11 protein-coding genes are annotated in these 13,005 nt (G+C 71.8%); 5 read left to right on the forward strand and 6 right to left on the reverse strand.

Annotation, left to right across the window (positions count from 1 at the left end; translation table 11 throughout):
• The first annotated feature begins 196 nt into the window (after positions 1 to 196).
• Positions 197 to 505: a PqqD family protein gene (locus ACIPY5_RS13065; RefSeq protein ID WP_400971412.1), complete on the forward strand. Its 309-nt coding sequence runs from the start codon at positions 197 to 199 to the stop codon at positions 503 to 505.
• Between the two features lie 133 nt (positions 506 to 638).
• Positions 639 to 2,558, forward strand: a complete 1,920-nt coding sequence (locus ACIPY5_RS13070) for a DUF4012 domain-containing protein (protein WP_400971414.1) — start codon at positions 639 to 641, stop codon at positions 2,556 to 2,558.
• A gap of 28 nt (positions 2,559 to 2,586) precedes the next feature.
• Here the strand turns inward: ACIPY5_RS13070 and ACIPY5_RS13075 are convergent, their stop codons facing one another.
• From ACIPY5_RS13075 to truA, 5 genes are all read right to left on the reverse strand, one after another.
• Positions 2,587 to 3,789 (reverse strand): hypothetical protein, encoded by a 1,203-nt coding sequence (locus ACIPY5_RS13075; protein WP_400971416.1) that lies wholly within the window; start codon positions 3,787 to 3,789, stop codon positions 2,587 to 2,589.
• 113 nt (positions 3,790 to 3,902) lie between these two features.
• Entirely contained in the window at positions 3,903 to 5,213 is a 1,311-nt protein-coding gene (locus tag ACIPY5_RS13080) for a UDP-glucose dehydrogenase family protein (RefSeq protein WP_400971418.1), read from the reverse strand.
• 120 nt (positions 5,214 to 5,333) lie between these two features.
• Positions 5,334 to 6,002, reverse strand: a complete 669-nt coding sequence (locus ACIPY5_RS13085; protein ID WP_292718712.1) for an endonuclease/exonuclease/phosphatase family protein — start codon at positions 6,000 to 6,002, stop codon at positions 5,334 to 5,336.
• Positions 6,003 to 6,065: 63 nt separating this feature from the next.
• A complete protein-coding gene (locus ACIPY5_RS13090) occupies positions 6,066 to 6,944 on the reverse strand; it encodes a hypothetical protein (protein ID WP_400971421.1) in 879 nt (292 codons plus the stop codon).
• A gap of 253 nt (positions 6,945 to 7,197) precedes the next feature.
• Positions 7,198 to 8,073, reverse strand: a complete 876-nt coding sequence (gene truA, locus ACIPY5_RS13095) for a tRNA pseudouridine(38-40) synthase TruA (protein WP_400971423.1) — start codon at positions 8,071 to 8,073, stop codon at positions 7,198 to 7,200.
• Positions 8,074 to 8,268: 195 nt separating this feature from the next.
• On the opposite strand from truA, the gene ACIPY5_RS13100 reads away from it, so the two are divergent.
• Positions 8,269 to 9,843: an AMP-binding protein gene (locus tag ACIPY5_RS13100; protein ID WP_400971425.1), complete on the forward strand. Its 1,575-nt coding sequence runs from the start codon at positions 8,269 to 8,271 to the stop codon at positions 9,841 to 9,843.
• Between the two features lie 109 nt (positions 9,844 to 9,952).
• Here ACIPY5_RS13100 and ACIPY5_RS13105 read toward each other — a convergent pair whose 3' ends face one another.
• Positions 9,953 to 10,429 carry a GtrA family protein gene (locus tag ACIPY5_RS13105; RefSeq protein ID WP_400971427.1) on the reverse strand — a complete coding sequence of 159 codons (477 nt, stop codon included), beginning with the start codon at positions 10,427 to 10,429 and terminating at the stop codon, positions 9,953 to 9,955.
• 141 nt (positions 10,430 to 10,570) lie between these two features.
• Between ACIPY5_RS13105 and ACIPY5_RS13110 the strand changes: the two genes are divergently transcribed.
• Together ACIPY5_RS13110 and ACIPY5_RS13115 are read left to right on the forward strand one after the other, a co-directional pair.
• Positions 10,571 to 11,377 carry a glycosyltransferase family 2 protein gene (locus ACIPY5_RS13110; RefSeq protein WP_400971429.1) on the forward strand — a complete coding sequence of 269 codons (807 nt, stop codon included), beginning with the start codon at positions 10,571 to 10,573 and terminating at the stop codon, positions 11,375 to 11,377.
• Positions 11,374 to 12,927, forward strand: a complete 1,554-nt coding sequence (locus ACIPY5_RS13115) for a hypothetical protein (RefSeq protein ID WP_400971431.1) — start codon at positions 11,374 to 11,376, stop codon at positions 12,925 to 12,927. Before ACIPY5_RS13110 ends, ACIPY5_RS13115 begins: the two co-directional genes overlap by 4 nt.
• Positions 12,928 to 13,005 lie beyond the last annotated feature (78 nt).

Genomic DNA, 13,005 nt, shown 5'->3' on the forward strand with positions numbered 1-13,005 from the left:
CCCTCAGGATCTCATAGCTGTGAGAACGCCGAGTGCGATTGTCCGGAAAGTGACGCTTCGCGTACGTTCTTCGTTCGCATTTCGCATGTTTCGGCAACGCCGCACGCGGGAACGCGGCCAGGCGAGGCACCGGTCGACCGGACGAGGACCAGGCTGTGGCACCGGGACCTCCGTGCCGCCTCGCTAGGCTGGCTCTATGGGTCACAGCGAAACACAGGGTTGGCGCATCGCCGACGCCGTGGCCTGGACCTCGAACTCCGACGGGATCGTGGCGCTCGATCTCGCGTCGGAGACCGCCCATCCCACTGCTCTCCTCGGGACGGCGGCGTTCGTCTGGGAAGAGCTGGACGCGAACGGCCCGATCGACGCCGAGCAGCTCCTGACGAACCTCGCCACCGCGTACGAGGTCGATGTGGAGCAGATCCGCGCCGACGTGATCGACCTCCTCGCCCATCTTCGCGACGGAGGTCTGGCCACGACACAGGCCGCACCGGCCGCCGAATAGCCCCGCGCACCCCTCCGCCCGGCGCCATGACGCGAGCCGCGACTTTTGCCAGTGGCGATGCCGCCTCGCGAGGATCACAATGGCGACATGAACACCCGACCCGTGGTGCACTAGCTCTCGTCCGAGCCGAGCCATGCACGCCCGCAACGCGCACGATGCGCATCGTGCCAAGGCAGCATCCACCCCCGAGGCGGACGACCTCCTCGCGTCCGTCGAGGGCGGTTCCGGACGTGCGGACGCATCAGGAGAGCATCCTCACCGGTACCGTCGCCCGCTGCTGAAGAGCGCCCGGTTCTGGGTGCCGATCGTGATCCTGCTCGTACTGATCGGCCTCGCCATCGCGGGCTTCCTCGCCGGGAAGCAGCTGTACGGGCACGCCATGGCGGCCAAAGCCGACCTGGAGAAGGCGATCCCGCTCGTCGACACGGTCCAGCAGCAGATGCTCGACGGCGACACCGCCGGATCCAAGGCCACGATCGCGCAGATCTCCCAGCTGACGGCGTCCGCCGAGAAGGAGACCACGGGCCAGCTGTGGAAGAGCGCCGAATGGGTGCCGGTGGCGGGGCCGAACCTCGTCGCGGCGCGGGTGGTCGCCGGATCCGTCAACGACCTCGTCACCCACGCGATCACGCCGCTCACGGCGATCGATCTGAAGGCCCTGATGCCGAAGGACGGCGCGATCGACGTCGCCAACCTCCAGAAGCTCGCCGCCACGATCGAGACCGCGGACGCGAGCGTCACCCGCATCCGCACGAGCCTCGACAAGCTCGACCGCTCCGCGCTGATCGACCAGGTCGCCTCGGGCGTCGCCAAGCTCGACGCCGCCATGGCGAAGATCGAGCCGACCGTGACGCCGATCCACAACGCCCTCACGATCCTGCCCAAGGCGCTCGGCGCCGACGGACCGCAGCACTACCTGCTGATCTTCCAGAACAACGCGGAGTCGCGCGGCACAGGCGGCAACCCCGCCGCGATCGCGATGCTGACCGCCGAGAACGGGAAGATCTCGCTGACCCAGCAGGCCGGATCGCAGGACTTCCACAACGGGCGCACGGATCCGATCATCCCGCTGAATCCCGAGACCGAGGCCCTCTACGGCACGAAGATCGGGCGGTACATCCAGGACTCCACCCTCTCCCCCGACTTCAGCGAGACGGCGCAGATCGTGCGGGCCTACTGGGCCGAGTCGTTCGGCACCCCGATCGACGCCGTCGCATCGTTCGATCCGGTCGCGCTCAGCTACCTTCTTCGCGCGATCGGCCCCGTGACGATGCCGGCCCCGTTCGGCGAGACGCTCACCGCCGACAGCGCCGTGCCGCTGCTGCTCAACCAGGTCTACGCGAAGTACCCGGATCCCGCCGTGCAGGACCAGTTCTTCGCCGCGGCGGCCAAGAGCGTCTTCGATGCGATGCTCACCACGCATGCCGATCCCAAGGCGCTGCTGATGGCGCTCGTCCAGGCCTCGAACGAGGGGCGGCTGATGTACTCGCCCGGCGACAAGGCGCAGGCCGACCTGCTGGCGGGCACGCCCGTGGGCGGCAACATGCCCACCGACAACGCCAAGACCACCGCCCTCGGCGTCTACATCGACGACATCACGGAGGGCAAGCTCGACTACTACATGCAGATGGGCATCTCGGCATCGAGCACCCAGTGTCAGAAGGGCGCCGCACCGACCTTCACGACCACCGTCACGATGCAGAACACGCTGGATCCGGCGGCGGTCCCGACGCTGCCCGTGTACATCGCACCGGGGCGCTTCTTCCCGAAGGGCGACGTGTCGACCGACATGTACTTCTACGGCCCGGTCGGATCCACCCTGACCGGCGTGACGATCGACGGCCAGCCCGTGGCCGTGGGCGGGCAGCCGCACCTCGGCCGCACCGCTGTCAAGGTGAACGTGAACACGTCGCCCGGACAGACCGCGACCATCGCGGCGTCGTTCAGCGCGCCGGCCGGAACCTACGGCGCGCTCGAAGTCCGTCACACGCCGATGGTCAAACCGACCCCGGTCACGATCGAGACCCCGGGATGCGTGCCGGCCAAGAAGTAGGAGCTCCCTCGGGAGGGATCCTCTCCGCTCAGGACGTCGGTGGCGGATCCCCGGGAAGCGTGGGGGTCGTGGGCCCGGGATCGGCCGGGGCCGGCGGCGTCGACGGGTCCGGGGCGGGCGGTGTCGTGGTGGTCGGCTCGGTCGTGGTGCCGCCCGAGGTTCCCCCGCTGCCGCCCGATCCGCCGGTTCCGCCGGATCGGCTCGATCCTGCCTCGGCGACGGCACGCCCCTGGTCCGCGATGAGCGCGGCCAGCGCGCTGCGCCAGGCATCCATCGCCGCGAACGGCGCGGGACCGAACGGATCCGACGCTGCGGCAGCCGCCGCGGCATTGGTGACCGCGGTGCGGAACGGCTCCGCCGCATCGGCGTTGTCGGCGACGGCGGTCGCGGCGAACGCCGGAAGCGACTGCCGGAAGGTCGTGATCGCGCCGCGGAAGCCCGCACTGGCGGCGCTGAGCGATCCGTTCGCCGCGGCGACCTCGCGCTCGAGCTGATCCAGCGACGCGTTGGTCGCGTTCTTGCCGGCGGGCTTCGGCACCTTCACCGCGGCGAGCGCGGCGACGTACGCCTGCCGGGCCGCGTCCGCGGCGAGCCTGGCCGACTCATCGCTGGATCCGGCCATCGCCGCCAGCGGCGCCGTGAACGAATCCGCGCTCGCCCGCGCGGCCGTCACCGCGGCGGCGAGCGCGTCGACCGCCCCGTCGACCTTCGCCACGCGATCGGGGTCGACCGTCGCGGTCGGAGACGCCTGCACGGCCACCGGGGCCGAGGGGACCGGCGAGGCGAGCGCCCATCCGGCACCGGCGACGGTGATCACGAGCCCGATGGCCATCGCGATCATCTGCGGGCGCGCGAAGCCGTAGGTCTGGGCATGCTGCGGCTCGGGCCGGGCCGGCGCAGGAGCGGGGAACGCGTGCGTGAAGGGGTGCGCTTCCGTCGCGGCCTCGTCGAACAGGTGCCCCTCGGCCGTGTCGACCAGCACGGTCGCCGGCGTCAGGTGCAGGTCTTCGTCGAGCCTCCCGGGAAGCGTCGCCGGGCGCGACGGCGCCGACGTCGGATCCGCGAACAGGGTGCCCACGTCGTCGTGCCGATCGGCATCCGGGATCTCGTCGTGCTCGTGCGGGAACAACGAGGAGAGATCGAAAGCGCGCCCGTCGTCGGGCGGCAGACGATCGGCGCGCGCCGCGCCTCCGGCGCCGGCCCCGTCGCGGGGCAGCTCGTCATCGGGCATCTCTCCCCCTTCCCACGTCGATGCGGTACTCGACTCTATCGACAAAGCGGAGGGCTCCAGGGTCGTGTCGCCTGCCGATCCCCGGGGTGCGCGGCGTGCTCGCCGAGCGGGCGCTACGGACGTCCCATCCCGAGATACGTCCAGCCCTGGGCGCGCCATGCGGTCGGATCCAGGCAGTTGCGTCCGTCGACGATGATGCGCCCGGCCGCAAGGGTCGCGGCGTGCGCGGGATCCAGCTCGCGGCGGTACAGGTCCCACTCGGTCACCAGCACGAGCGCCTCGGCCTTGCGGATCGCCTCGTCGCGGTCGGCCTTGTACTTGAGCTGCGGATGCAGGCGCTTCGCGTTCGGGATCGCCTCCGGATCCGTCACCGTCACCTTCGCCCCGAGGCCGCGCAGCCGGGTCGCGACCTCGAGCGCCGGGGAGTCGCGCACATCGTCGCTGTGCGGCTTGAACGCGGCGCCGAGCATCGTGATCCGCCGGCCCACGACGTTGCCGCCGAACGCGTCGACGACCAGCCGCACCGCGTGCTCGCGCCGGCGCAGGTTGATCGCATCCACCTCGCGGAGGAACCCCACGGATGCGCCACGGCCGAGCTCCTCCGCACGCGCCGCGAAAGCCCTGATGTCCTTGGGCAGGCAGCCGCCGCCGAACCCGATCCCGGCCCCGAGGAAGCGCCGGCCGATCCGCACATCGTGACCGATCGCGTCCGCGAGCAGGGTCACGTCGGCGCCGGAGGCCTCGGCGATCTCGGCCATCGCATTGATGAACGAGATCTTCGTGGCGAGGAAGGCGTTCGCCGCGCCCTTCACGAGCTCGGCTGTGGCGAGGTCGGTCGCGAGGAACGGGCTGCCGGCGGCGATCGCGTCGGCGTACGCCTCGCGCAGCACCTCGGTGGCGCGGGCGCCCTCCTCGTCCGCGTCGGCGCCCACGACCAGGCGGTCCGGGCGGAGCGTGTCGTGCACCGCCCAGCCCTCGCGGAGGAACTCGGGGTTCCAGACCAGGGTCGCGCCGGTGCGTTCCACGGCGGCGGCGAGCGCGGCGGCGGTGCCGACGGGCACCGTGGACTTCCCGGCGACCACGTCGCCGGGTCGCAGGTGCGGGAGCAGCGCATCGAGGGCGGCGTGCACGAAGCGGAGGTCGGCAGCCGACGAGTCGGCCTGCTGCGGGGTGCCGACCGCGAGGAAGTGCACCCGCGCGCCGCGCGCCTGGGCGATGTCCGAGGAGAAGGTCAGCCGCCCGCTCTCGACGCCGCTCGCGAGCAGCTCGTCCAGCCCCGGTTCGAAGAACGGCGCGCGCCCCTCGGCGAGCGCGGCGACCTTGCCCGGATCCGTATCGATTCCGACCATTTCGTGCCCGATCGACGCCATGGCCGCCGCGTGCACGGCCCCGAGATACCCGCAGCCGATCACAGACATCCGCATGAGGCGAGTTCACCCCTGCCCCCTCTCGCGCAGGCGGCTTCGAGGCGACCACGGGGTGACCTGCGGATGAACGATCGGCACGCGGCGCGATGGAGCGGCCCGTGCGGAGAGCTGTGGGGGCTACTTCGGCGTCGCGGTGACCAGGATCGGCAGGTGGTCCGACTCCCCCTGCGGCAGGGTGCGCACGGACTCGACGATGAACCCGGATGCGGCGGCGAAGTCGTAGAACCCGCGGAAGACCCGGTAGCGCGTGTACGTGTGCTGGTCGCTCATCACGAGCTCGTAGCCGACGTCGCGCATGTGCTCGCTCAGCCGCTCCTTGAACACGGGGTAGTTGAAGTCGCCGACGATCAGCTGCGGCAGGCCCCAGCCGAGTTCGGAGAGTTCCGACAGCGCGGCGCGGATCTGATCCCGTCGCAGCGCGTTGCGCGCGGTCAGCGGCGCCGCGTGCAGCGACGCCACGAGGAAGTCCCGGCCGGCGTCGATATCGCGCAGGCGCACGCCGAGGAGGCGCTCGTGGGCGGGACGGAGCACGTGGTCGTGCAGCGACTTCTTGACCGAGACCGCCGCCATGTCGACGAGTCGGAAGGCACTGGAGCGGTAGTAGATCGCGAGTCCCAGCCGGTTGCGCTGCGTCGTGTGCGCGAGCACCAGGCCTCCGGCGCGCTCCGGCAGCGAGGCGGTGTCCCCCTCCTGCAGGCACAGCACGTCGGGGTCATGGGCGTCGACGAGGTCGTCGAGCTCATGCGCCGCCCGGTGCTTGCGCAGGTTGTAGGAGATGATCCGCACGTCCCCCACGCTACTCGCGCGCTCCCTTCCTACCCTGGGCGGTCGCACGGTATTCACCCGGTGTTAGGCGTCTGCCGGCGGCCTGCCGAGCTGCGTCGTGCCGCCCCATCGCAGCCCGAGCACGCCAGGACCGAATCCGTGCCGGACGGTGTGGGCGATGCGACCGCGGAGCGCGGCAGGCGCGGAATGCTCCTCGCCCTCCTCGGTCTCGATGTACTCCTCGCACCAGTCCGGTTCCCTCCCCTCGGGGAAGATGACGCGGATGACGGTCTCCTTCGCGCGCCTCGCCGTCGCGTGCCAGGCGCTTCGGCGTGCCGGGTATCCGGGCGGCAGCCGCTCGACGAAGTCGAGGGTGAAGGTCTCGCCGGCCGCGACCGGCTCGTCCAGCGCGATGACGATCCCCGAGAGCAGCCGTCCGGGATGCTGGTACTCCCGGTCGAGCCGTCCGCCCACCACGTCGAGGATCTCGCTCATCGCATCCGTCTCCTCCGGCGCGACGTCGATCAGCGGGATCTCGGCCACGATTCCGCGCGTGACCTGGATGACGCACTGGAACTCCGTGCGCTCCATCGCGCCGTCCGGCCGGGTGTAGACGGTCATGTGCGTGGAGAGATCGCGGATCGCGAGCTGCGGAGCGGCGTCCAGCGCCGCGAACGTCTCCTCCGTCTCGCGCCGCTCGCGCTCCTCGTCGAACGGCACGCGCGGGGCGGCCAGGGTTCCGAGTCGCGCGGCCGGCGGGATGCGGTCCGTCAGGGTCCCGCGATCAAGACCGAGGATCCGCTCCAGGTCCTCCACGGCGCTGAGGGAGGCCGCGCCGTCCGGGTGCCTGGCGCCCGAACGCCAGTAGCTGAGGGTGGTCAGCGAGACGCGGTTCCCGTGCGCGAGCAGACGCTGGTGCGCGCCGGTGAGCGACAGCCCGCTGTCCTCGATCGCGTGCGTCAATGCACTGGCGAAATCCTGGGATCGACCGTCGGAACCCACCATCACAGTCCCCCTCTCCGGCTGTGAAGAGCCCCCGCGTAGGTTCAGCATACGGTTCGCGCGCGGGGGACCCGAGGGGCGTCGGAGGTCGGTGCTGGGGAGGCCGACCCGCTCCTTCCCCGCCGGAGCCGGAACCAGGGGACGGCAGCGGCCCTCGAACCGGGGAGGATCGGGGGTCGCCGCACCTGCCCGGGATCCCGGGCTCCCGGCGCCCTCAGTCCTCGCGGTCGCGGCGGTTGCGGGTCTGCTCCGCGCGGGTGGCGAGCAGGTCGTCGGCGGGGTACCCCACCTCGGTGAGCGTCAGACCGCGCGCGGCCAGCACCTTGAACGCGCTGGTCCGGGTGAGCTCATCGCGCAGGCGGGCGAGATCCGCCACCTCGAGACGCCCCTCCCCCACCGCCGCGCAGGCGCCGACGAGCGCGCGCACCATGCTGTGGCAGAACGCGTCGGCCTTGACCTCGGCCACGAGCACCCCGGTCGCATCGCGTGTCCACCGGTAGTCGAGCAGCGTCCGGATCGTGGTGGCCTCCTCGCGCGGCTTGCAGTACGCGGCGAAGTCGTGCAGGCCGATGAGCGTCTGCGCGGCGGCGTCCATGGCCGCCTCGTCGAGGGCTCCGCGGATGGTGGTCGTGTCATGCCGCAGCAGCGGGTCGTAGCCGGCGCGCGCATCCGCGAGGCGGTAGCGGTAGCGGCGCCACACCGCGGAGAACCGCGCGTCGAAGCCCTCCGGGGCCGACGACGTGCGCGAGACCGTGACGTCGGGGTACTGGCCGAGCACGCCGCGGATCCGCGAGGCGAGCGAACCGGCCGGATCCGACGCCGCCCGCCCGTTGCGGGTCACGACGCGCGACCACTGCCGCTCATCGAGGTCGACGTGCGCGACCTGTCCCGTGGCGTGCACGCCGGCGTCGGTGCGCCCGGCGACCACGAGGCGCGGATCGGATCCTTCCGCGTCATCGGCACCGGCCGACGGGCCGACGATGCGGGCGAGCGCCTGCTCGATCGTGCCCTGCACGGTGCGCAGCCCCGGTTGCTTCGCCCAGCCCCGGAAGTGGGTGCCGTCGTAGGCGATGTCGAGACGGATGCGCACGGAACCAGGGTACCCGGGGCCGTTCGGGCGGTTCCGCAACGGCCATGCGCGCGACAGCCCCGGTATCCTCCTCTGCGAGCGCCACGGGATCCGGAGGCCCGGAATCAGCCCTGACACCCAGTGCCGTTTCATGCGACACTGAATCGCAAGCGACGCGGCGCCCGACCGCACGCGACCGAGATCGAAGGAGATCCCATGGTCAGCAGCATCCACCCCGACATCGAGATCCCCGCGGTTCCGATCCACGAGTACCTCTTCGGCGACATCTCGGAGCACGACCTCGACCGCGTCGCGCTCGTCGATGGCATGTCCGGCGCCGAGACCACGTACCGCCAGCTGATCGGGCAGATCGACCTCTTCGCGGGCGCACTCGCCGCACGCGGCATCGGCGTCGGCGACGCCGTCGGGCTCCTCTGCCCGAACGTCCCGGCGTTCGCGACCGTGTTCCACGGGATCCTGCGCTCGGGCGCCACGGCGACCACGATCAACGCGCTCTACACCGCGGAAGAGATCGCCAACCAGCTGCGCGACGCCTCCGCGTACTGGCTGATCACGGTCAGCCCGCTGCTGCCCCAGGCGCAGGCCGCCGCGGCCGAGCTGGGCCTGCCGGCCGACCAGCTCATCGTCCTCGACGGCGCCGAGGGGCACCCCTCGCTGCGCGACCTGCTCGCCGAGGGGCACCACGCCCCCGCGATCACGTTCGACCCCGCCACGCACGTCGCCGTACTGCCCTACTCCTCCGGTACGACCGGGCGCCCCAAGGGCGTGATGCTCACGCACCGCAACCTCGTCGCGAACGTCGCGCAGAGCACGGTCTCGATCGACCTCAAGGACGAGGACCGGATCCTCGCCGTGCTGCCGTTCTTCCACATCTACGGCATGACGGTGCTGCTCAACCTCGCCGTGCGACTGCGCGCGACCCTGGTCACGATGCCGAAGTTCGACCTCGTCGAGTTCCTGCGCATCATCGCGGAGCAGCGCACGAGCTGGCTCTTCATCGCACCGCCGATCGCCGTCGCGCTCGCCAAGCATCCGCTCGTCGCCCAGTACGACATGAGCGCCGTCAAGGTCGTGTTCTCGGGGGCGGCCCCGCTCGACGGCGCGCTCGCGCACGCGGTCGCGGAGCGCCTGGACTGCACCGTGCGGCAGGGCTACGGCATGACGGAGACCAGCCCGGTGACCCACACGATCCCGGTCGAGCGCGACGACATCGACCTGTCCTCGGTCGGGCTGCTGATCCCGAACACCGAGGCCCGCCTGCTCGCCGAGGACGGATCCGACGTCGTCGTCCCAGCCGAGGGTGCGAGCGATCCCGGCGAGCTGCTGATCCGCGGGCCGCAGGTCATGAAGGGCTACCTGAACCGCCCCGATGCGACCGCCGACATGCTGGATGCGGACGGCTGGCTGCACACCGGCGACGTCGCGACCGTGACGGCGGAGGGCGTGTTCCGGATCGTGGACCGTCTGAAGGAGCTGATCAAGTACAAGGGCTACCAGGTCGCGCCCGCCGTGCTCGAGGCCGTGCTGCTCGAGCACCCCGCGATCGCCGATGCCGCCGTGATCGGCGTCTCGGACGAGGACGGCCAGGAGGTGCCGAAGGCGTTCGTGGTGCTGCAGCAGGGCGCCGAGCTCGACGCAGAGGGCGTGAAGGCGCACGTGGCCACCCACGTCGCCCCGCATGAGAAGGTGCGCCTGGTGGAGTTCATCGACGTCATCCCCAAGTCGAGCTCGGGCAAGATCCTGCGCAAGGACCTGCGCGCCCGCGCCTGAGCGGCGGGGTGAACCCCCGGCGGGTGGATCCTCGCTCGCGCTGGAACGGATCCGCGAGACACCACCTCCCGCGTGAGACACCGCGCGCCACGTGGTGTCTCAGGCGGGATCAGGAGTCTCGCGAGGTCTCGGCCGCGGCCGGCACCGCTTTCGGCGTGTGGCGGAAGACGATGTAGTGGTACAGCACGAAGCGCACGAGCACGATCACCGCGATGCTGCCGAGGTTGATCAGGTTCACCATCGCCTGACCCGGCCCGTGTCCGGTCAGCCCCTCGACGATGTCGGCGCCGAGCCACACGATCCCCGCCCCGAGACCGGTGCAGACCAGGTTGACCACGAGGAACAGCACGATCTCGGCGACGCGTCCACGCCGATCTCGTCCACGGAACGCCCATTCGCGGTTGCCGATGTACGCGTTCACCAGCGCGACGAGGCTCGCGGCGATCTTGCCGACGACGAGGTCCCACCCGAAGGCGTAGACGAAGAGGTTGAACGCGCCGATCTCGATGAGCGTGCTGATGCCGCCGACGATCAAGAAGCGGGTGCCGACTCCCGCCAGACGGCGCAACCGGGAGCGGCGATCCATAGCCCTACTAGAATACCCGGGGGACGGTGCGGCCCAGGACGCCTGGCGTGAACAGGCGGATCCCCGCTCCTTCCTCCGCGAAGACTGCGCCGGTGCCGCCGTGGCCCCGACGGGTCCCGCCCCGGCCCGCACGGGCCCTCCATGAGAAGGCTCGAGGTTCGAGTGCAGTACGCCCACCTGGCCGTCGTGATGCCGGCCTACAACGAGGCCGAGGGCATCGGCGGCTTCATCGAGGAGATCCGCGCCGCCGTCGCCCCGCTGGCGGAACGCGTGACCTTCGTCGTCGCCGATGACCGCTCCACCGACGGCACGGCGGACGCGCTGTCCGGCATCGACGACATCGACGTGCAGACCCAGCCGGCCAACCGCGGCCACGGCCCCACCGCCCTCGCCGCCTACCGCGGAGGGCTCGCGCTCTCCCCCGACGCGATCGTGCACGTCGACGGCGACGGGCAGTTCCTCGGATCCGAGATCGCATCGACCGTGCGAGCCCTCGGCCGCACGGGCGCGGACGTCGTGCACGGCGTGCGCCACTCCCGTACCGACGCCTGGTACCGGCGCCTGCTCACCGCGGGCGTGCGCCTGCTCACCGCCGTCGTCGTCGGACGCGGCGTCCCCGACGTGAACACCCCGCTGCGCGCGTACCGCCCCGAGGCCCTGCAGATCCTCGTGAACGCCGTGCCCTCGGACGCGCTCGTGCCGCACGTTCATTTCTCCTTCGCCGAAGTGCGCGCCGGGTTCACGGTGCGCTACCTGAGCGTGCGCAGCATCCCGCGGCGCGGCTCTTCGAGCACCGGAACGATGTGGGGCAAGGTCGCGCGCCCGTCGCTGCCGCCCAAGAAGCTCGTGCTCTTCGCGCTCAGGGCGCTGCGCGAGGCCTGGATGTGGTCGCTGCGCCCCGGGGCTCCGCTGCGGGCGCTCGAGTTCGAGGGACCCGGATCCGCATGACCCGGCGCCTCTCCGGAATCGCGTTCTGGATCCTGCTCGGGCTGCTGATCGTCGCGAACGCGATCGTGATGTGGCACAGCCTGACCGTGCTGCGATTCTGGGAGGACGAGGCCTTCAACCTCACGGTGCCGCGCAACCTCGTGGCCGGGCTCGGCTACGCGAGCGACGGTGCGCTGTCCGGCTCGACCCTCACGCCGTTCGATCCGCGGATCTCCACCGGACCGGTCGTGCTGCTGCCGGTCGCCGGAGTGCTGGCGCTGGGTGCGGATCCGGTGATCGGCGCCCGGCTCGTACCGCTCGCGTACTGGGTGCTGCTGCTGATCGGCCTCGGCGTGCTGGGCCGGCGCCTCGCCGGCCGGTACGGCGCGCTCATCGCCGTCGCGCTCCCCCTCGCGTTCAACACGGCAGACAGCGTCTCGCCGATCCAGGGCCCGGCCGACCTGCTCGGCGAGATCGCCGCGGCCGCGCTCATCGTGTGGGCGCTGATCGTGCTCCCGCGCCGCGCCTGGCTCGCGGGGCTGCTGCTCGGGCTCGCGGTGCAGGCGAAGCTCATCGCCCTGCTCGCGCTGCCCGCCTTCGCCGTCGCGCTGTTCCTGCTCACCCCCATCGCGCCGTTCCGGCGGAGGTTCGGCGCGACGCTGCGCCGTGCGATCCTGCCGCTGGTGCTCGTGGCCGCGCCCACCGTGCTGATGGAGCTGATCGCGCTCGTATCGCTCGGATTCACCGGCTACGCCCGCCACGTGCGCGCGCTGGGCGGCTTCCTGCTGAGCGGAGGACAGCACATCGAGCCGACCACGGTGCCGCAGAAGCTCGGCACGCTGGCCGGATCCTGGTTCGTCCCGTGGTGGCTCGCCGCCCTCGCGGTCCTGCTCGCTGCGGTCGTGGTGCTGTGGGCCGCGCTGCCCGGTCGTCGCGCGGAGGCCGGACTCGGCACGCTCCCGCGGGAGTCGCAGGGCGCCGACGCCCTCCCGCAGCCGCAGCGGCCGCGCTGGTGGGAGCGGGATCCGCAGCTGCTCGCGCTCGGGTTCGGATCCGCCGTGGGCCTGCTCGCGTTCGTGGGCTGGTGGTCGCAGGCCGCGCAGCTGCCGCTGTGGGTGCGTCATCCTGCCGTCGGCGTGTTCGCCTTCGCTCCCATCCTCGCCGCGATCGCGGTCCGCGCCGTCGTCGCACTGTGGCGACGGCACGGGACCTCGGGCGCGCCCGGCCTCCGGCGCGCGACGGCTCTCGCCGCGGCCCTTGCGCTGGCCGCCGTGGTGTCGGGCGGCGCTGTCGGCGACACGGTCCGCGCCACGCGGACCCCGGCCGAGACGCTCGCCCAGCAGCGCGCCGCCGTCGCGCCGCTCGCGGAGTGGGTGCGCGAGAACGACGTGGAGTGGCTCGCCGCGAAGCCCTGGGGCGGACCCGTGTCGTCCGTCGTGCTCACCGGCGCGCACCTGGGCCTGTTCGACGCCCCCGCCATGCGCCGCACGCCCACCCTCGGCTACGGCACGTGCACAACCGGATCCCCCCTCGCCGCCGCCAACGGCATCGTGATCTGCCCCGCCCCCTGACTCTCCTCCCCCCACTTCCGAGTCGTGGGGGGGGGGGGGGGGCGCGGGGGGGGGGGGGGCGGGCGCGGCCGCGGCGGG

Source organism: Microbacterium sp. NPDC089698, assembly GCF_044749045.1.
In the GTDB taxonomy this organism is placed as follows: Bacteria; Actinomycetota; Actinomycetes; order Actinomycetales; family Microbacteriaceae; genus Microbacterium.

Excerpts from the sequence above, each read along its gene's own strand:
- ACIPY5_RS13110 (WP_400971429.1), top strand. The coding sequence starts at position 10,571 with ATGAGAAGGCTCGAGGTTCGAGTGCAGTACGCCCACCTGGCCGTCGTG.
- ACIPY5_RS13070 (WP_400971414.1), top strand. The coding sequence starts at position 639 with ATGCACGCCCGCAACGCGCACGATGCGCATCGTGCCAAGGCAGCATCC.
- ACIPY5_RS13075 (WP_400971416.1), bottom strand. The coding sequence starts at position 3,789 with ATGCCCGATGACGAGCTGCCCCGCGACGGGGCCGGCGCCGGAGGCGCG.
- ACIPY5_RS13115 (WP_400971431.1), top strand. The coding sequence starts at position 11,374 with ATGACCCGGCGCCTCTCCGGAATCGCGTTCTGGATCCTGCTCGGGCTG.
- ACIPY5_RS13105 (WP_400971427.1), bottom strand. The coding sequence starts at position 10,429 with ATGGATCGCCGCTCCCGGTTGCGCCGTCTGGCGGGAGTCGGCACCCGC.
- ACIPY5_RS13100 (WP_400971425.1), top strand. The coding sequence starts at position 8,269 with ATGGTCAGCAGCATCCACCCCGACATCGAGATCCCCGCGGTTCCGATC.
- ACIPY5_RS13065 (WP_400971412.1), top strand. The coding sequence starts at position 197 with ATGGGTCACAGCGAAACACAGGGTTGGCGCATCGCCGACGCCGTGGCC.
- ACIPY5_RS13080 (WP_400971418.1), bottom strand. The coding sequence starts at position 5,213 with ATGCGGATGTCTGTGATCGGCTGCGGGTATCTCGGGGCCGTGCACGCG.